The following is a 17335-nucleotide window of genomic DNA, read 5'->3' as shown; positions in this document are numbered from 1 at the left end:
CGCGCCCGTGGCTGTCTGGCCGCCACCTCCCGACCCCGATTCCGGCCACCCCGGACGCTGCCCGCGCGGCCGTCCCCGTTGTACGAAACCGATCTCGATCTCACAGGACGCACTCACCATGTTGAAGAACCCCGCCACCAAGTACCGCCCCTTCCCCGCCATCGCCCTCGCCGATCGCACCTGGCCCAACAAGACGATCACCCGTGCCCCGATCTGGATGAGCACGGACCTGCGCGACGGCAACCAGGCCCTGTTCGAGCCCATGAACGCCGAGCGCAAGATGCGCATGTTCAAGATGCTCGTGCAGATCGGCTTCAAGGAAATCGAAGCCGCTTTCCCCGCTGCCTCCCAAACCGATTTTGATTTTGTCCGCGAGCTGATCGAGGGCGGGCACATCCCCGACGGCGTGGCCATCGAAGTGCTCACGCAGGCCCGCGAAGACCTGATCCGCCGCACGATGGAATCGCTGCGCGGCGCCAAACGCGCCATCATCCACGTCTACAACGCGACCGCGCCGGTGTTCCGCCGCACGGTGTTCAACACCGACCGCGAAGGCGTCAAGCGCATTGCCGTGCAAAGCGCCAAGCTGATCCGCGAGATTGCGGAGACGATGCCCGAGACGCAGTGGACGTATCAGTACAGCCCCGAAGTCTTCAGCGGCACTGAGCTGGATTTTGCGCTGGAGGTCTGCAACGCGGTGACCGAAGTCTGGGAGCCGACGCCTGAGCACAAGATCATCTTCAACCTGCCTGCCACGGTGGAGATGGCCACGCCAAACATCTACGCCGACCAGATCGAATGGATGCATCGCAACCTGGCGCGCCGCGATTCGATCATCCTGTCCGTGCATCCGCACAATGACCGCGGCACTGCCGTGGCAGCGGCTGAACTGGCCGTGATGGCCGGCGCCGATCGCGTGGAAGGTTGCCTGTTCGGCAATGGCGAGCGCACCGGCAACGTGGATCTCGTCACGCTTGCGTTGAATCTGTACTCGCAAGGCGTGGATCCGGAGCTGGATTTCTCGCACATCAATGACGTGGCACGGACCTGCGAGGACTGCACGCAACTGCCCGTGCATCCGCGCCATCCGTACGTGGGCGACCTGGTGTTCACGGCGTTCTCGGGCTCGCACCAGGATGCGATCAAGAAGGGCTTTGCGGTGCAGAAGCCCGATGCGCTGTGGGAAATGCCCTACCTGCCGATCGACCCCGCCGACGTGGGCCGCACGTATGACTCGATCATTCGTGTGAACAGCCAGTCCGGCAAGGGCGGCATCGCCTACCTGCTGGAATCCGGCTATGGCGTGGCCATGCCGCGCCGCCTGCAGGTGGAATTCAGCAGCACCGTGCAGCAGCTGACCGATGAGAGCGGCCGCGAAGCCACGGGCGCCGACATCTGGGCGCTGTTCCAGCAGACCTATCTGCGCGGCGATGGCGCGATCGGCTACGTATCGCACCGCCTGACCGAGCGCGATGATGGCAGCCAGCACATCCGCCTGGTGGTCAACATTGCAGACCGCGAGCACATCTGCGAAGGCACCGGCAACGGTCCGCTCGATGCGCTGGTGCATGCGCTGTCGCACGTGCTGGCAGCGCCCGTGTCGATCCATCACTACGAAGAGCGCGCGTTGGGCCAGGGCGCCAATGCCGATGCCATCGCGTTTGCCGAAATGGCCGCGCCGGGCGTGGCGGGCAGCGTGTTCGGCGTGGGCGTGGATGCCAACCTGACAACGGCCTCGATCCGCGCCGTGGTGGGCGGCGTCAATCGACTCATTGCACGTGCCGGCAACGGCATGCTGCGCAGCGGCAAGAGCGAGGCAGAAGCGGTATAAAGCACAAGTCGGGCTCACGCAGTGGAGCGCGAGTTGCTAAATTGGAGAGATGACGCTCGGGCCACGCCCGGGCGCATCCCTTGCCAAGCGCGCGCGCGTGCACATCCACTGCCACAGGAGAACCGACATGACCACTCGTCCGACCGCGAAAGAGAATGCCAAGCGTTTTGCCAGTGTGATCCAGGCGCTGCAGGCATGCGAGGCCGCTTGCACTCACTGCGCGACGGAATCCGGCAAGAACGGCCACGCCGAAGCCATGGCGCGCTGCATCGGCGTGTGTACCGATTGCGCGGAATACTGCGCTCTGACGCGCAAATTCCTCGAGCGCAACAGCGAATTTGCAGAACTGCTGCTGGAAGACTGCGCCGAGATCTGCTCCCAGTGCGCGGAAGAATGCGATCATCACGGCCAAGGCCATTGCAGCGCCTGTGCAACGGCCTGCCGCGCCTGCTTGGACGCCTGCCTGAAGGTCGCCGGCGTCGAAGCCATCACCGCCGAGCCGACTGTCTTCTGATTCTTTTTCAACGCGTATGAAAATTGGCGAACTCGCCCAGCGCACGGGCATCAGCATCGAGACCATCCGCTTCTATGAAGCGCAGGGCCTGCTGCCCCCGGCTGCGCGTGCCGCCAACAACTACCGCGTCTACACGCCCGAGCATGTCGAGCAGTTGGCCTTCATCGCGAAGTGCCGGTCGCTCGACATGGCGCACACTGAAATCCGCCGGCTGCTCGAGCTGCAGGCCAATCCACAGGCCTCCTGCGAAGAAATCAACAACCTGCTGGACGAGCACCTGCGCCACGTTGAAGCGCGCATCGCCGAGCTGACCGATCTCAAAGGCCAGATCGAGGCGATCGGGCAACGCTGCACGACGGCCGCGTCCGTGGCCGAATGCGGCGTGCTGCAATCGCTGCACGAAGAGCCGGTCGCTGCCCCTCATCAAGGCCACAGCCACGAACATGGCGAGGGCGAACACGCGCACCGGCATATTCGCGGCGTGCATCGCTGAACGGTCTTTTCCCCTGCGGGGCACGTCACTTTGACGTGCGCTTTGACGTGCGATACTCGCCGCATTTCACGACACGTGGGTGGGGCGATGAAGACAAAGCCGGCTGCAGCAACACGATTCCAGCATCGACAACGCATGGCATGCGCCGCGCTTGGCGCCATCGCGTCTGCTGCGGCTGTCATGGCGCAGGCAGCGACGCCTTCGCGCATCACCGATGTCACGTTGTATCCGGATAGCGCCACCGTCGTGCGCACGGCCACAGTCGCGCCGGGCGCCCGCAGCGTAGAGCTGGCCTGCCTGCCCATGACGTTCGACGCCGACAGTCTGCGCGTGGAAGGCGACAGCAGCATCCGCGTGGGCGATGTGCGTGTGGAGAGCGTTCCCAGCGAGGGCAGCGGCTGCGCCAGAACGGCACTGGACACACAAATCCGCGCACTGGAAGACCAGCGCGCCGCGCTTGGCGTGCAGATCCAGGCGAATGCGCTGTCGGCCAGCTACCTGAAGGCCGTGAGCGAACGCACGGGCGGCGATGGCCGTGCGCCGGCCACCGATTTTTCCACGCTGGGCCGCGCCACCGACGCGCTGGCCCGTAATGCGCAAGACGTCTTCACCCGCCAGGAACAACTGAAGAAGCGCGACGCCGAACTGAAGGCGCAGCTTGACGCGCTGCAACGCACGCACGGCTCGGCGTCCAGCACGCTGCGCACCGTGCGCATTGCCGTAGCGGCGCCGCGCGGCGGTGAATTGCGCGTGAGCTATCAGACATCGCGGGCTGGCTGGCGGCCCGCGTATCAGGCGAGCGTGGATTCGGTACGTTCGAACGTGGTCGTCGAGCGGCAAGCCACGCTTGCGCAATCCACCGGCGAGGACTGGCGCGGCGTGCATCTGCGCCTGTCGACCGGCCAGCCGCGCAACACGCCACGCGGGCCGGAACCGTATGCGTGGCAACTGGATATTCAACCGCCGCCGCAGGCCATGCCCTACCCCGCCGCACCCGCAGCGGCGATGGCGCCAGCGCCCAACGCTCAGCGTTGGGGGTTGCGCGAAACGGCCGACAGCGAACCGCTTTTTGAAGTGAACGCCGTCCAGACCGCGTTTGCCACGGAGTTCGACGTGGCGGGCGCGACCGAACTGCCCTCCGACGCCCAGAAGGTCACGCTCACGTTGGCCAGCGAAACGCTGCCCGCAAAACTTGCTGCGCGCAGCACGCCGCGCATGGACGCCACCGCCTACCTGGTCGCCACGGTGGACCGCCCGCAAGGCATCTGGCCCGCCGGCAACATGCAGTTGCGCCGCGATGGCGCAGTGGTTGGCAGCACGCAATGGAATCCGGCCGGCGAAGACCAGAAGGTCACGCTGCCCTTTGGCCGCGATGATCTCGTCAGCGTGGTGGTGGAAACGCCGAAGACCTTCCAGCGAAGCGTGGGCCTGCTGGACAACCGCAACGAGCGCCAGTTGGCGGTGCTCTACACCGTGCGCAACCGCCACCGCGACGCTATCGACGTGCAGATTTTGGAGGCCACGCCGGTCAGCCAGTCCGACGATATCAAGGTGCGCTCCACCTTCACGCCGGAACCTGCCAAGCGCAACTGGGAACGCCGCGCCGGCGTGATCGCGTGGGAGCAGACCATTCCGGCCGGCGAGAGCGCGCGCTTCTCGGCTGACTACCTCATCACCTACCCGAAGGACGCGCGCATCACCGGCCTGCGCTGATCGCGTCGGCCCCGCACGCGCGCCGGCTGATCACGCGCGCGTGCGCATCACCCGCAGCCCGTTGAACACCACCAGCAGGCTCGCGCCCACATCGGCAAAGATGGCCATCCACAGCGTTGCATCGCCCATCACGGCCAGCGCCAGGAATACCGCCTTGAGGCCCAGCGCCAGCACGATGTTCTGACGCAGCACCGCCACCGTGCGACGACTGATGCGGATAAAGCTGGCGAGCTTGCGGGGGTCGTCGTCCATGATGGCCACGTCGGCGGCTTCCAACGCGGTGGCCGTACCAGCCGCGCCCATGGCGAAACCGATGTCGGCGCGCGCCAGCGCCGGGGCGTCGTTGATGCCGTCGCCGACCATGCCGACGAAGCCGTGTTGCGCGGCCAGCTCGCCCACGACGCGTTGCTTGTCGGCAGGCAGCTGCTCTGCGTGCACGGTGTCGATGCCGACCGTCTTGGCGATGGCCTGTGCGGCGCGGCGGTCGTCGCCGGTGAGCATGACGGGCGTCACGTCAAGCGCGCGCAATGCGGCGATGGCCTCGGCGCTTTCGGGGCGCTCGCGGTCGCGCACGCCAAAGAGCGCCACGGCGCCGTTCGCATCGCATAGCGTGACGGCAGACATGCCTTCCGCTTGCAGCGACTCGGCAGCGGCACGCCAGGCGGAGGTATCGAAGCCACGCTCTGCGACGAGCGCCGCGTTGCCCAGATGCCAACGTACGCCGCCCAGCGTGCCGGCCACGCCACGGCCCGGCAGCACCGACAGGTCTTCCACGGCATTTGCGTCGACCGCGCCATGCGCCGCCGCGGCCTGCACGATGGCCACGGCAATCGGGTGCGTGGTGTTGGCATCGAGCGCTGCGGCCACTGCCAGCGCATGCAACGACGTCGCGTCGGTCGCGGCGTTCAGATCCGCGACGGCGCGGCGTGCGCCGTCGGGCAACATCACCGCATCCAGCACGGGCCGGCCCGCGGTGAGCGTGCCGGTCTTGTCCAGCGCCAGCGCGCGCAGGCGCCGGCCGCTTTCCAGATACACACCGCCCTTGACGACGATGCCGCGGCGTGCGGCGGCGGCCAGGCCGCTGACGACCGTGACCGGCGTGGAGATGACCAGCGCGCACGGGCACGCGATCACCAGCAGGACGAGCGCGCGATAGGTCCACGCCAGCCAACCATCGGCGGTGACGAGCGGGCCGATGACGGCCACCGCCAACGCCAGCAGCATCATCGCGGGCGTGTAGATGGAAGAGAACTTGTCGACAAAGCGCTGCGTGGGCGCGCGCTGCGACTGCGCTTGCTGGATGGCCCCGGCAATACGCGCCAGCGTGCTGTCCGCTGCCAACGCCATGGCTTGCGCCTCGACCACGCCGTCGGTGACGATCGTGCCGGCGAGGATGGTGTCGCCAACGGTTTTTTCCACCGGCAGGCTTTCGCCGGTGACGGGCGATTCGTCCAGCGCGGCGCGGCCGCTCACGATGCGCGCGTCGACCGGCACGCGGCTGCCGGTGCGTACACGCAGGCGCGCGCCGACGGCAACGCTGTCGACCGCCACATCGCGCCAACCGCCTGTGCCATCGGCCAACTCTGCGGTGTCCGGCGCGATGGCCGTCAGCGCGCGCACGGCATCGCGAGCCCGCACCAGCGCGCGGGCCTCGATGGCTTCTGCCACGGCAAACAGGAAGATCACCATGGCCGCTTCGGCCCACTTGCCGATCAGCAGCGCGCCGATGACGGCCACCGCCATCAGGAAGTTGATGTTGAACGTGAGCGCGCGCACGGCGATCCAGCCTTTGCGCAGCGTCGGGCCGCCGGCCAATGCAATGGAGGCTAATGCCAGCGCCAGCACCGGCCACGCGTGATCGCCGAGCGACCAGGCGATGGCCTCGGCGCCGAATGCGGTCACGCCACCGATGCCGAGCAGCCACGTGCGGCGCGAGATGCGGGTCGGCTCAGCGGGTGTGGCGGCCAGGCGATCGCGCTGCTCGAGCACCTCGCCGTCCATGCCGATGGCGCGCAGCGCTTCCAGGAAGGGCGCCACATCGTCAACGGTGTGGTGGATAGTGAGATGGCGCTCGAGCAAATTGAAATCCAGCGCGACGACGCCATCCGCACTGCCCAGCTTGGCGCGGATCATGCGCTCTTCGGTCGGGCAATCCATCTGTTCGATGCGCACGACGGTGCGGCCGGTGGCGGCTGCGCGTGCGGCGGCGTCGACGGGGGCAGCCGCTACCGGCGCGTGGCCGTGACCATGATCGTGGTGGTCATGGCCGTGATCATGATTGCCATGGTCATGGTCATGGGCGTGTTCAGCGACGTCACTGGCGACCGGTTGCGCATGACCGCAGCAACCGCCGCAGCCGGAGGCTTCCGGCTTGGCGTGGTCGTGGATAGGCAGGGCGGAGGCGAGATCGGGTTTCATGCCTCCATTCAAAACCCTAAAGAAGCTTCAGGGTCAAGCCCTGCATTCTGGCGACCTCAAATAAGATCTTTCGTCCACTTGGTGACGATGGCGCGGGCTTCCGGCCAGTCGCCCAAACCCGATTCGGCATTGATATGACCGCGCGCGCCGACGTCGACGGGCTCCGCACCCCACGCTTGGGCTTGGGCGTGGCTCCAGGCGGCGTCGCTGAACGGGTCGTTGGTGCTGAAAACAAGCACGGCGGGAAACGGCAGCCGCTGCTGCGGAATGGGCCGAAAGTCCGCCAGCTCCGGCGGCATGTCGGCACGATCGAGCTGCGGAGGCGCGACCAGCAAGGCGCCGCGCACGCGCACCGCACGGGCGGAAGTGGCCGCCCAATGTGCCGTCAGCACGCAGCCGAGGCTGTGCGCCACCAACACGACATCGCCTGGCGCAGCGCCGACTTCAGCTCCCAGCGCCGCCACCCAGTCGGCACGCTTGGGGACAAACCAGTCGCGCTGTTCGACACGGCGATCACCATGCGCGCGCTCCCAGCGCGATTGCCAATGCTCGGGGCCGGAGTTCTGCCAGCCCGGCAGGATCAGGACGGTGGGGGTAGCGCTCACGGTGGCTCCGTCAGTGGAAGGTTGGATTGGAATGCAGAACATTCTGCCGCGATTTGGCGGGCGGCGTTGGCACCACTCATCGACAAAACCGCTCAATCGATCCAAATATTCTGTTTCACAGGCAGATCGCCAACTTCTAGAGTCGCTCTGAAATCCCGCCAACAGGGATTCCGAATCCAAAAAAACTCGGAGGAGACCATGCTCGCACTGCTCGGGCTGCTGACCATCGTCGCGCTGTTTGTCGTCATCCTGACGAAGCGCATGTCGCCGCTGGTTGCGCTCATCGCCATTCCCGTCATTGCCGCGCTTGTGGGCGGCTTCGGACTGAACACCAGCAAGTTCATCATCGGCGGCATCAAGGACGTCGCGCCCGTCGCGGGGATGTTCATCTTCGCCATCCTGTACTTCGGCATCGTCACCGACGCCGGCATGCTCGACCCGATCATCGACCGCATCCTGCGCACCGTGGGCAGCCGCCCGCCGCGCATCGTGGTTGGCTCGGCGCTGCTGGCGCTGCTGATTCATCTAGATGGCTCGGGCGCGGTGGCGTTCCTGATCACCATTCCGGCCATGCTGCCGCTGTACGACCGGCTGGGCATGGACCGCCGCATCCTGGCGTGCGTGACGTCGATGGCGTGCGGCGTGAACTTCCTGCCGTGGACGGGGCCGATGATTCGCGCATCCGCCTCGCTGCACATGCCCGTGACAGACATCTTCAACCCGCTGATCCCGGTGCAGATTGCGGGCCTCGCTTTCGTGTTTGCGTGCGCATGGCTGCTGGGCAAGCGCGAAGAAAGACGCCTGGGCCTCGCCGATCACGCCGGTGGCGCGCAGGTCGTCGCGCGCCCGCTCTCAGATGCGGAACAGGCGCTGCGCCGCCCGCGTAACTTCTGGATCAACCTCCTCCTCACCGTCGTCGTGATGGGCGTGATGGTGAGCGGCAAGGTCGACCCGGTGGTGATGTTCATGCTGGGCGTCGTGGCCGCGCTGCTGATCAACTACCCCAACGTCGATCAGCAACGCCAGCGCGTGGACGCCCACGCCAAGGCCGCATTGATGATGGCGAGCATTCTGCTGGCCGCCGGCGTGTTCACCGGCATCATGAGCAAGTCCGGCATGCTCACGGCGATGGCGAAGACGGCGGTCGATTTCATTCCGCCCGCCATGGCGCACCACATTCCGGTGGTGCTGGGCGTGCTATCGATGCCGCTGTCGCTGCTGTTCGATCCGGATTCGTTCTACTTCGGTGTGCTGCCCGTCGTGGCCGAAGCGTCGAAGATGCTGGGGGTGGCGCCGGTGCATGTCGCGCAGGCTGCCGTGCTCGGCCAGATGACCACCGGCTTCCCGGTCAGCCCGCTTACGCCGGCGACCTTCCTCGTGGTGGGCCTGTGCGGCATCGAGCTGGCCGACCATCAGAAATTCTCGATCCCTTTCCTGTTCGGTGCCTCGCTGCTGATGACCGCAGTGGCCGTGGTGCTGGGCGTGCTTCCGTGGTGATGGCATGAAGACCGCGTTGAAAACACTTCGCATCGGCGGCGGCGCCGGATATTCGGGCGACCGCATCGAACCGGCGCTGGAACTCGCAGAGCACGGCGACATCGACGTGCTGATGTTCGAATGCCTGGCCGAGCGCACCATTGCGCTCGCACAGCAGGTGCGCCGCAAAGACCCCTCGCACGGCTACGACCCGCTGCTCGAAGCGCGCATGCGGGCCGTGCTGCCGGCGTGCGCGGCGCGCGGCATCCGCATCGTCACCAACATGGGCGCAGCAAACCCGCAGGCGGCGGCCGAGCGCACGCGCGATATCGCCCGCGAGCTGGGCCTCAAGCTGCGCGTGGCGGCCGTGACGGGCGACGACGTATTCGACCTGCTGCAAGCCCGCGGCCACGACTTCACGCTCATGGATGGCGGCGCGCCGGTCGCATCGCTGCACGCGCGCATGGTGTCGGCCAATGCCTATCTGGGTGCGCAGGGCATTGTCGATGCGCTGGCGCAGGGCGCGGATGTCGTCATCACGGGGCGCGTGGCCGATCCTGCGCTGGCGGTAGGGCCGCTCATTCACGCGTTTGGCTGGCGCATGGACGACTGGCACCGCCTGGGCTGCGGCACGCTGGCCGGCCATCTGCTCGAATGCGCGGGACAAATCACGGGCGGCTACTTTGCGGACCCCGGCATCAAGGACGTACCCGACCTCGCTCGTCTGGGCTTCCCCATTGGCGAAGTCGGTGAAGACGGCTCGGTGCGCATCACCAAAGTCGCCACAGCCGGCGGTCTCGTCACCGAAGCCACGTGCAAGGAGCAGTTGCTGTACGAAATCCATGACCCGGCGCGCTACCTCACGCCCGATGTGGTGGCGGACTTCTCCAACGTGCGCATGCACGCCGACGGCAAAGACAGCGTCGTCATCGCAGGCGCCACCGGCACGCCGCGCACGGGGCAGTTGAAGGTTTCCATTGGCTATCTCGACAGCTATATCGGCGAAGGCCAGATCAGCTATGCCGGCCCAAACGCGGTGGCGCGCGGCAAGCTGGCGCTCGACATCGTGCGCGAGCGGTTGGCACTCACCGGCGTGCAGATGACGGAAACGCGCTTCGAGCTGATTGGCGTGGATGCGCTGCACGGTGCAGCCCTTTCGCGCGCCGATGCCGAACCGTACGAAGTGCGCGTGCGCGTGGCGGCACGCACTGAATCGATGGCCGAAGCCGTGCGCATCGGCAACGAAGTTGAAACACTGCTGACCTGCGGCCCGTCCGGCGGCGGCGGCGCAACGAAGAGCGCGCGCGAAATCATCGCCGTGGCATCGACGTTGATTCCCGCAGAACTGGCCCCGCACGCCGTGCACATTCTGGAGAGCTGACATGCCCCGCACCCTCCGCGACCTCGCCCACACACGCGCCGGCGACAAAGGCGACATCTCGTGCATCTCCGTGATCGCCCTTCGTCCGGACCGCGCCGAAGACTTCGCCCTGCTCGAACAACACGTCACGGCCGAGCGCGTGCGCGCGCATTTCGCTGAACTCGTCCACGGCGAGGTCGAGCGCTACGTGCTCCCGCAGCTGGGCGCGCTGAACTTCGTGCTGCACGGGGCGCTGGCCGGCGGCGTGACGCGCTCGCTGGCGTTGGACGCGCATGGCAAGTCGCTGTCCAGCGCGCTGCTCACGCTGGAGATTCCAGGCTAAGCTGGCGCACCACGCCCGGCATCGCCATGAACCTCTCCGTCAAGCAGCTCCGCGCCTTTGCCGCGCTGCGCGAGCACAAGAACTTCACGCAGGCGGCACAGACGTGCCACTTGTCGCAATCGGCCTTCAGCGCGCTGATCCAGAACCTGGAGGCCGACGCCGGCGTGCGCCTGTTCGACCGCAATACGCGCCATGTCGAATTGACTCCGGAGGGCGAAGCCTTTGCCGAATCGGCCCTGCGCCTGCTGGCCGATTTCGAGGCGACGTTCTCCGAGCTGCGCGATCGCGCCGCAGCCCGCACCGGGCGGGTGACGGTGGCCGCGCTGCCGTCGATTGCCGCGGGCATCCTGCCGGGTGTGCTGGCCGCGTTCTCCGCGCAGCATCCGGGCATCCAGCTGGCGCTGCACGATCAACTGTCCGACTCATGCATCGACATGGTCCGGCGCGGGGCGGCGGACTTCGCCATCGCGGCCATGGGCGCCGACATGGCGGGCTTGGCCGCACAACCGTTCTGCGCGGACGACTTCCATCTCGTCTGCCACGAGGCGCACCCGTTGGCGCGCAAGCGGGCCCTGGCCGTGGGCGATCTTGTCGATACGCCGTTCATCCACCTCGCGCGCAACACCAGCATCCGGCAATACCTGGATGCGGCGCTGCATCCGACCAAACTGCGCAGCGGCATGGAAGTCGAGCACCTGGCCACGGCGGCCGCGCTGGTGGCGGCCAACCTGGGCATCACCGTCATTCCGGCGTTGGCGCTGTTCCAGTTCCGGCTGCCCGAGCTGGTGGTGCGGCCCCTGCCGCTGCCCGGGTTGGTGCGCACGTTGTATGTCATCCGGCGCGACGGGCGCAGTCTGTCGGTGGCGGCGCAAGGGCTGCTCGACTTGCTGCTGGCGCACCCAGCGCGCACGACAACTCCCGTTTGACGACGCGCAACCCCGGGCACATCCGGGGTGCAGCATCGCCCACCTGCGCTGCTACAGTGAGGCATTCCTATTCCGATTCTACGGAGCGCCCCATGCATCAGCGCATTCTTGCCGCCTTCGACGGCACCCATGAATCCCACTTGGCGGTGGAGGAAGCGGCTGCCCTCGCCCGCGCATTCAACGGCCGGGTCCGGGTCGTCTGGGCGATCGGCTCGCCGGCCATGCCGGAGTCGCGCGAAATTTACAGCGTCGACACGTTGCGCGAAGAGGCGCACCGAACGGCGAGCGCATCGCTGGTCGAATTGCAGCGCCAGTTCGACGCTGACGGCACCGCTGCTGAAACCGGCGTGCTGCTGCTCGACGCCACCGACGACGACATCGGCAACGCACTCGAGCATGAAGCCGAGCGTTGGCAGGCCGACACCATCGTCGTGGGCTCGCAAGGCAAGCACGGACTCGCGCGCATTCTGCTGGGCAGCGTGGCCGAGCGCACGGCGCGCCTGTCGCACCGCACCGTCATCGTGGTACGTGCACAGCACCCACAAAGCGCTGTCGGCTGACCTCGGCTGAAGTCGAATGGCTCTACTATGCAACTTGTTGCATAGAGAAAGTTGGCTGTGCTATGTTGCATGCCACGTTGATGCAATCCGTTGCACTTTCTGCCCAGGAGCCAGCATGCCGCAGCCGATTCCCCAGACACTGAACGCCCCCGCGCAGGCCACGCTGGAGGCTTGGCACGCCATGCTCGAGAGCGGCAACATGGACGATCTCGACCGATTGTTCGCCGACGAAGTGGTCTTCCGCTCGCCCGTGGCGCACACGCCTTACCCGGGGCGCACGGCGACCACGCTGGTGCTGCGCACCGTCAACACCGTCTTTGAAGACTTCACTTACCACCGCAGCTTCGCCACCGACGACGGCGCCAGCGTGGTGCTCGAATTTAGCGCGAACGTGAGCGGCAAGGCCCTCAAGGGCATCGACATGGTCCGCTTCAATGCCGACGGCAAGATCGTCGAGTTTGAAGTCATGGTCCGTCCTGCCACCGGGCTTCAGGCGCTCGGCGCGGCCATGGGCGCCAAGCTGGGCGACAAGATCGCTGCTCAAGGCCGAAGCCTGACCCGCTCACCTCGTCACCTCATTCCATAACGATTCCAACGGAGACTGCCATGTCGCTGCCGCCGATCCTGCAAAACCGCCTGTCCGTGCCCGTGGTGGGCTCGCCGCTGTTCATCATTTCCAACCCAGACCTCGTGATTGCACAGTGCAAGGCGGGCGTGGTCGGTTCGTTCCCGGCGCTCAACGCGCGTCCGGCCGAACTGCTGGAAACCTGGCTGCAGCGCATCACGACGGAGTTGGCCGAATACGACGCGCAGCACCCGGACAAGCCGTCGGCGCCGTTTGCCGTCAACCAGATCGTGCACAAGTCGAACGACCGCCTGGAGCACGACTTGGAGCTGTGCGTGAAGTACAAGGTGCCCATCGTCATCACCTCGCTGGGCGCGCGCGAAGACGTGAACCGCGCGGTGCACAGCTACGGCGGCATCGTGCTGCACGACGTGATCAACAACACGTTCGCCAAGAAGGCGATCGACAAGGGCGCGGATGGCCTGATCGCCGTGGCAGCGGGCGCGGGCGGCCATGCGGGCACGACGTCGCCGTTTGCGCTGATCCATGAAATTCGTGAGTGGTTCGATGGCCCGCTGCTGCTGTCGGGCGCTATCGCCAACGGCAACGCCATTCTGGCGGCGCTGGCGGCCGGCGCCGACCTGGCCTATGTCGGCTCGGCCTTCATCGCCACGGAAGAAGCCAACGCGGTGGAAGGCTACAAGCAGGCCATCGTCGAATCCAACGCCACCGACATCGTCTACACGAACCTCTTCACGGGCGTGCACGGCAACTACCTGCGCAAGAGCATCGAGAGCGCCGGACTGGATCCGAACGCGCTGCCGGAATCGGACCCGAGCAAGATGAACTTCGGCTCGGGCGGCGGCGCGAAGGCCAAGGCATGGAAGGACATCTGGGGCGCCGGCCAGGGCGTGGGCGCAGTCAAGCGCGTGGTGCCGGCCGCGGAACTCGTCAAGCGCTTTGCCGAGGAGTTCGAAGTGGCACGCCGTCGCCTGAACAACATCGAAGCGCTGCGCGCCCCCACCGATAGCACGGCAACGGCTTAACTCTTAAGCAGTCACTGAGGCTGGCTCCAGCAACGGCAGCACATCGTCTGCCCACGCGAGCCAGCCTTCTTCGTAAACGATGCCGCGCTGAAGCACCGCGTGCTGCAGCTGCTGCGCACGCGTGAGATCGGGCCGCGCAAAATCGCGCTGCTCGATTTCGCGGAAGGTGTTCAGCCGCGTGCGGTGCTGCTCGATCAGGCGCTGCATCTCGTCAGCAAAACCGAGCGGGCCGATCACGGCGTCGGCGCGCAGCTTCACCAGCACTTCTTCGCGGTTGTCCGACGACACGGTCGGCTCCAGCACCCAGCGCGCGAGTTCGTCCCGGCCCGGCGGCAGAACGGTGTAGGTCTTCTTGCGGCCATCTTCCTCTTCCTCCACGCTCACCCAGCCGGCTTCGGCCATGCGGCCGAGTTCGCGGTAGATCTGCTGATGCGTGGCGCTCCAGAAATAACCCATCGACTTGTCAAAGCGTCGTGCAAGCTCGTAGCCCGACGAGGGCTTTTCCAGCAGGGATGTCAGCAGCGCGTGTTGGATGGACATGGTGGAGTGTTTTATGTAAGCCGTTGATTCTAAATGCAGAATACCGGCTTCGTGGAAGATTTTTTCCCACGGAATCACGGTGTTCGTTCGCAATACAATCGACGACTGGCGATGGCGTTTCGAACGGCAATCGCCCTGACCTAAATTCGTGGAGTCACCGTATGTCCGAAGCAGCCGCGCACGCCGGCAGCGTCACCGTCGAGGTCTTCAATGCAACGCAACAGCAGCAAGTCATCGACACCATCCTCTATGTGCAAAACGTTGAGTTCAACGTGGGAATTTCGCTAGAGGACCAGCCCGACCTCTTGGACATCGAGACGCATTACGTAGCGCCGGGCGGACAATTCTGGGTTGCCCTCGCGCAGGATGGCCGAGTCGTCGGCACCATTGGCTTGCAGGCAAAGCCGAATGGCATCGGCATTCTGAAAAAGCTGTTTGTGCTGGCAGATTACCGAGGCAAACAAACGCAGTGCGCAGCGAAGTTGTTTAGCGCCCTCATCGCGTTTGCTCGCGCGTCTGGCATGGTCACTATCGTGCTCGACACACCATCGCTAGCAACGCGCTCTCATGCCTTCTACAAGGCAAATGGATTTCGGGAGATCCCGCAAAGCGAGGTGCCCGTGAAGTACGACTACCCCGACCGCAATTCGCTCTTCTTCCGCCTCGATCTCAGCTGACACCGCGAGCCCGTCATTGACATCGGAACCGATCGGTCCATATAATCGATTCCACTTTCAAACACCGCATCGTTTGCGCACGGATCGATGGCTAATTCGGCTGGCGTGGGCCGCCCCCGCGAATTCGAACTCGGCGATGCCGTGCGTGACGCCATGGACGTTTTTTGGGACCGCGGATATGAAGGGGCGTCCCTGCCCGACTTGATGGCCGGCACCGGCTTGTCGCGCGGGAGTCTCTACAAGGCATTCGGCGACAAGAAGGCGCTGCTGCTGGCGGCGCTCGACCTGTACATGGCCGACGGGCTCAAGGCGACAGCGGACATCCTTTCGCAACCCGGCCCCGTGAAGGATGCCATTCGCGACTCGCTGTTGCGCTATGCGCGCCTGTCCGTCGGCGAGGAAGGCCGGCGGGGGTGTCTCGCGGTCGCGATGACCACCGAACTGGCCGCTCGCGACGCGGGTGTCGCGGAGCGCACGGGGCGCATGTTCCGGCGCCTGCAGCAGCTCTATGCGGGCGCGATCGTCCGCGGCCAGGCGAGCGGCGAGATTTCCGAGCAGGACGAGCAGGTGCTGGCGCGTTTGCTCGTCTGCCAGGTCGAAGGCATGCGCGTGCTGGGGAAAACCGGCGTGCCCGAGCGCGACATGCTCGCGCTGGTCGACCGCACGATGCGCCTCCTCGACTGAATTTTTTTACTCAATTTGGAACTGATTGGTTCCGTATGGGAGTGGTCCATGCTACGAAATGATCCCGCCTCACCCGACCCGCGTCGCTGGGCCATGTTTTCCATCCTGCTCGTCGGCGCGTTCCTGCCGCCGCTCGACTTCTTCATCATCAACGTCGCACTGCCGTCGATCCGCACGGACCTTGGGGCCTCCTCATCGGCTGAGCAACTGGTCATTTCGTCATATGCCGGTCTGTACGCCGTGACGCTGATCACCGGCGGGCGGTTGGGCGATCTGTTCGGCCGAGGCCGCGTGTTCTTTCTCGGGCTGATCGGATTTGCGACGGCCTCGATGCTGTGCGGCTTTGCGAACTCGCCGTGGACGCTCATCGTCGGTCGTGCGTTGCAAGGCGTGACAGCCGCGATCATGGCGCCGCAGGCGCTCGCTTCGATCCAGGCGATCTTCCCGGAAGCGGAAAAGCCGCGCGCGCTCAGCTTGTATGGCGCGGTGTTCGGCCTCGCCGCCGTGGTCGGCCAGGCGCTGGGCGGCGTCCTGATCTCGTTGAACCTGTTGAATCTGGGTTGGCGCACGATCTTCCTCGTCAACCTGCCGCTGGCGATCCTGGTCGTGCTGTTCGGCGTTCCGCTATTGAAGGAAACGCGTGCGCAGCATGCGCGCAAGCTCGACCTGGGCGGCACCGCGCTATCGATGCTGACGCTGGGCGCGCTGATCGTGCCGCTGATCGAGGGACGCGAAGCAGGCTGGCCCGTATGGGCATGGGTGTCGCTGATCGCCGTGCCGGCGCTGGCCGGGTTCTTCTGGCGCTACGAGCGCAGGCTGGGCAGCCGGGGAGGCGCCCCGCTGCTCGATCCGGCCGCGCTGCGCGCACCGGGCCTCGGCCGGGCCTTGCTGATCGCGCTGCTGCTCTATGCGATCGGCGCGTTCTTCCTGCTGTTCTCGGTGTATCTGCAGAATGCACTGCACGTTGACGCACTGAGCGCAGGCCTGGTGTTCTTGTCGTTCGGCTTAGGGTTCCTGTTCGGCCCGTTGTCGACGCCGTTCTGTGCACGACTCATCGGCGCCTATGTCAACCCGTTCGGCATTGGGCTGGAGGTCGCCGGGCTCGTCGGCCTCGCATGGTTGATCGATGCCACGCCGGCCGGGATGCCGCTCGCGTCCGTGCCGCTCGCCGTCGCACTGTTCGTCATCGGCTTCGGACAGGGGCTCGCGCTGCCCACGCTGATGCGCATGGTGACCGGGCGCGTCGCACCGGCGCTTTCCGGCATGATCGCCGGCATCGCGAGTTCGACGCTGCAGGTCAGCACGTCGCTCAGCGTCGCGATCATCGGCGGAATTTTCTATACGGTCCTCGGCACGCGCCAGGATCCGGCCGCCATTGCGCACGCGTTCGTCGTCGCGCTTCTCTCGATGGCGTTGTTCCTCGCCGTCGGCGCCGCGCTTGGCATCTCGCTCGCACGGGCGCCCACCGCGCCTAGTGCAAACCGAGCGGCCCGCGCATCTGCGCCGAGTGGTACGCGCCCGTGATGTGGAGAACGGCCGGCGCATCGCCAAACCCGACGGCACTCCGGCAGCGCCTACTGACAT

At 66.0% G+C, this 17335-nt stretch carries 17 protein-coding genes; 14 read left to right on the top strand and 3 right to left on the bottom strand.

Annotation, left to right across the window (positions count from 1 at the left end):
- The first annotated feature begins 118 nt into the window (after positions 1-118).
- The 4 genes from leuA (at position 119) to R2676_RS11105 (ending at position 4551) form a co-directional block, all read left to right on the top strand.
- On the top strand, positions 119-1831 hold the full coding sequence (gene leuA, locus R2676_RS11120) for a 2-isopropylmalate synthase (protein ID WP_102065454.1): 1713 nt from the start codon (positions 119-121) through the stop codon (positions 1829-1831).
- A 127-nt stretch (positions 1832-1958) separates the two neighbouring features.
- Positions 1959-2345 (top strand): four-helix bundle copper-binding protein, encoded by a 387-nt coding sequence (locus R2676_RS11115; RefSeq protein ID WP_027679847.1) that lies wholly within the window; start codon positions 1959-1961, stop codon positions 2343-2345.
- A gap of 16 nt (positions 2346-2361) precedes the next feature.
- On the top strand, positions 2362-2838 hold the full coding sequence (cadR, locus tag R2676_RS11110; protein WP_102065455.1) for a Cd(II)/Pb(II)-responsive transcriptional regulator: 477 nt from the start codon (positions 2362-2364) through the stop codon (positions 2836-2838).
- A 135-nt stretch (positions 2839-2973) separates the two neighbouring features.
- Positions 2974-4551, top strand: coding sequence for a mucoidy inhibitor MuiA family protein (locus R2676_RS11105; RefSeq protein WP_206274865.1), 1578 nt, complete (start codon positions 2974-2976; stop codon positions 4549-4551).
- Between the two features lie 30 nt (positions 4552-4581).
- On the opposite strand, the gene R2676_RS11100 is transcribed toward R2676_RS11105, so the two are convergent.
- The gene (locus R2676_RS11100; protein WP_206274640.1) at positions 4582-6969 is read right to left on the bottom strand and encodes a heavy metal translocating P-type ATPase; all 2388 of its coding nucleotides are present in this window, start codon (positions 6967-6969) and stop codon (positions 4582-4584) included.
- 56 nt (positions 6970-7025) lie between these two features.
- Positions 7026-7574, bottom strand: a complete 549-nt coding sequence (locus R2676_RS11095; RefSeq protein WP_206274639.1) for an RBBP9/YdeN family alpha/beta hydrolase — start codon at positions 7572-7574, stop codon at positions 7026-7028.
- A gap of 198 nt (positions 7575-7772) precedes the next feature.
- On the opposite strand from R2676_RS11095, the gene R2676_RS11090 reads away from it, so the two are divergent.
- From R2676_RS11090 to R2676_RS11060, 7 genes are all read left to right on the top strand, one after another.
- A complete protein-coding gene (locus R2676_RS11090) occupies positions 7773-9071 on the top strand; it encodes a CitMHS family transporter (protein ID WP_206274638.1) in 1299 nt (432 codons plus the stop codon).
- A gap of 4 nt (positions 9072-9075) precedes the next feature.
- Positions 9076-10431, top strand: coding sequence for an acyclic terpene utilization AtuA family protein (locus R2676_RS11085; RefSeq protein ID WP_206274637.1), 1356 nt, complete (start codon positions 9076-9078; stop codon positions 10429-10431).
- A 1-nt stretch (position 10432) separates the two neighbouring features.
- Positions 10433-10753, top strand: a complete 321-nt coding sequence (locus tag R2676_RS11080) for an AtuA-related protein (protein WP_147213727.1) — start codon at positions 10433-10435, stop codon at positions 10751-10753.
- 26 nt (positions 10754-10779) lie between these two features.
- Entirely contained in the window at positions 10780-11679 is a 900-nt protein-coding gene (locus tag R2676_RS11075) for a LysR family transcriptional regulator (RefSeq protein ID WP_027679839.1), read from the top strand.
- A 92-nt stretch (positions 11680-11771) separates the two neighbouring features.
- Positions 11772-12239: a universal stress protein gene (locus R2676_RS11070; RefSeq protein ID WP_206274636.1), complete on the top strand. Its 468-nt coding sequence runs from the start codon at positions 11772-11774 to the stop codon at positions 12237-12239.
- A gap of 115 nt (positions 12240-12354) precedes the next feature.
- A complete protein-coding gene (locus R2676_RS11065) occupies positions 12355-12825 on the top strand; it encodes a nuclear transport factor 2 family protein (RefSeq protein WP_206274635.1) in 471 nt (156 codons plus the stop codon).
- Positions 12826-12845: 20 nt separating this feature from the next.
- Positions 12846-13850, top strand: a complete 1005-nt coding sequence (locus R2676_RS11060; RefSeq protein ID WP_206274634.1) for an NAD(P)H-dependent flavin oxidoreductase — start codon at positions 12846-12848, stop codon at positions 13848-13850.
- Positions 13851-13853: 3 nt separating this feature from the next.
- Here the strand turns inward: R2676_RS11060 and R2676_RS11055 are convergent, their stop codons facing one another.
- Positions 13854-14390 carry a PadR family transcriptional regulator gene (locus R2676_RS11055; RefSeq protein ID WP_027679836.1) on the bottom strand — a complete coding sequence of 179 codons (537 nt, stop codon included), beginning with the start codon at positions 14388-14390 and terminating at the stop codon, positions 13854-13856.
- A gap of 161 nt (positions 14391-14551) precedes the next feature.
- Here R2676_RS11055 and R2676_RS11050 point away from each other — a divergent pair, with 161 nt between their 5' ends.
- From R2676_RS11050 to R2676_RS11040, 3 genes are all read left to right on the top strand, one after another.
- Positions 14552-15067 (top strand): GNAT family N-acetyltransferase, encoded by a 516-nt coding sequence (locus tag R2676_RS11050; RefSeq protein WP_206274633.1) that lies wholly within the window; start codon positions 14552-14554, stop codon positions 15065-15067.
- Positions 15068-15154: 87 nt separating this feature from the next.
- Entirely contained in the window at positions 15155-15751 is a 597-nt protein-coding gene (locus tag R2676_RS11045; protein WP_206274632.1) for a TetR/AcrR family transcriptional regulator, read from the top strand.
- A 48-nt stretch (positions 15752-15799) separates the two neighbouring features.
- Complete coding sequence (locus R2676_RS11040) at positions 15800-17275, top strand: MFS transporter (protein WP_206274631.1); 1476 nt, start codon at positions 15800-15802, stop codon at positions 17273-17275.
- The last annotated feature ends 60 nt before the right edge of the window (positions 17276-17335 follow it).

Source organism: Ralstonia flatus, assembly GCF_958439105.1.
GTDB lineage: Bacteria > Pseudomonadota > Gammaproteobacteria > Burkholderiales > Burkholderiaceae > Ralstonia > Ralstonia flatus.
This window is presented reverse-complemented; position numbering and strand designations above follow the sequence as displayed.

Excerpts from the sequence above, each read along its gene's own strand:
- leuA (WP_102065454.1), top strand. The coding sequence starts at position 119 with ATGTTGAAGAACCCCGCCACCAAGTACCGCCCCTTCCCCGCCATCGCC.
- R2676_RS11115 (WP_027679847.1), top strand. The coding sequence starts at position 1,959 with ATGACCACTCGTCCGACCGCGAAAGAGAATGCCAAGCGTTTTGCCAGT.
- cadR (WP_102065455.1), top strand. The coding sequence starts at position 2,362 with ATGAAAATTGGCGAACTCGCCCAGCGCACGGGCATCAGCATCGAGACC.
- R2676_RS11105 (WP_206274865.1), top strand. The coding sequence starts at position 2,974 with ATGGCATGCGCCGCGCTTGGCGCCATCGCGTCTGCTGCGGCTGTCATG.
- R2676_RS11100 (WP_206274640.1), bottom strand. The coding sequence starts at position 6,969 with ATGAAACCCGATCTCGCCTCCGCCCTGCCTATCCACGACCACGCCAAG.
- R2676_RS11090 (WP_206274638.1), top strand. The coding sequence starts at position 7,773 with ATGCTCGCACTGCTCGGGCTGCTGACCATCGTCGCGCTGTTTGTCGTC.
- R2676_RS11085 (WP_206274637.1), top strand. The coding sequence starts at position 9,076 with ATGAAGACCGCGTTGAAAACACTTCGCATCGGCGGCGGCGCCGGATAT.
- R2676_RS11080 (WP_147213727.1), top strand. The coding sequence starts at position 10,433 with ATGCCCCGCACCCTCCGCGACCTCGCCCACACACGCGCCGGCGACAAA.
- R2676_RS11075 (WP_027679839.1), top strand. The coding sequence starts at position 10,780 with ATGAACCTCTCCGTCAAGCAGCTCCGCGCCTTTGCCGCGCTGCGCGAG.
- R2676_RS11070 (WP_206274636.1), top strand. The coding sequence starts at position 11,772 with ATGCATCAGCGCATTCTTGCCGCCTTCGACGGCACCCATGAATCCCAC.
- R2676_RS11065 (WP_206274635.1), top strand. The coding sequence starts at position 12,355 with ATGCCGCAGCCGATTCCCCAGACACTGAACGCCCCCGCGCAGGCCACG.
- R2676_RS11060 (WP_206274634.1), top strand. The coding sequence starts at position 12,846 with ATGTCGCTGCCGCCGATCCTGCAAAACCGCCTGTCCGTGCCCGTGGTG.
- R2676_RS11055 (WP_027679836.1), bottom strand. The coding sequence starts at position 14,390 with ATGTCCATCCAACACGCGCTGCTGACATCCCTGCTGGAAAAGCCCTCG.
- R2676_RS11050 (WP_206274633.1), top strand. The coding sequence starts at position 14,552 with ATGTCCGAAGCAGCCGCGCACGCCGGCAGCGTCACCGTCGAGGTCTTC.
- R2676_RS11045 (WP_206274632.1), top strand. The coding sequence starts at position 15,155 with ATGGCTAATTCGGCTGGCGTGGGCCGCCCCCGCGAATTCGAACTCGGC.
- R2676_RS11040 (WP_206274631.1), top strand. The coding sequence starts at position 15,800 with ATGCTACGAAATGATCCCGCCTCACCCGACCCGCGTCGCTGGGCCATG.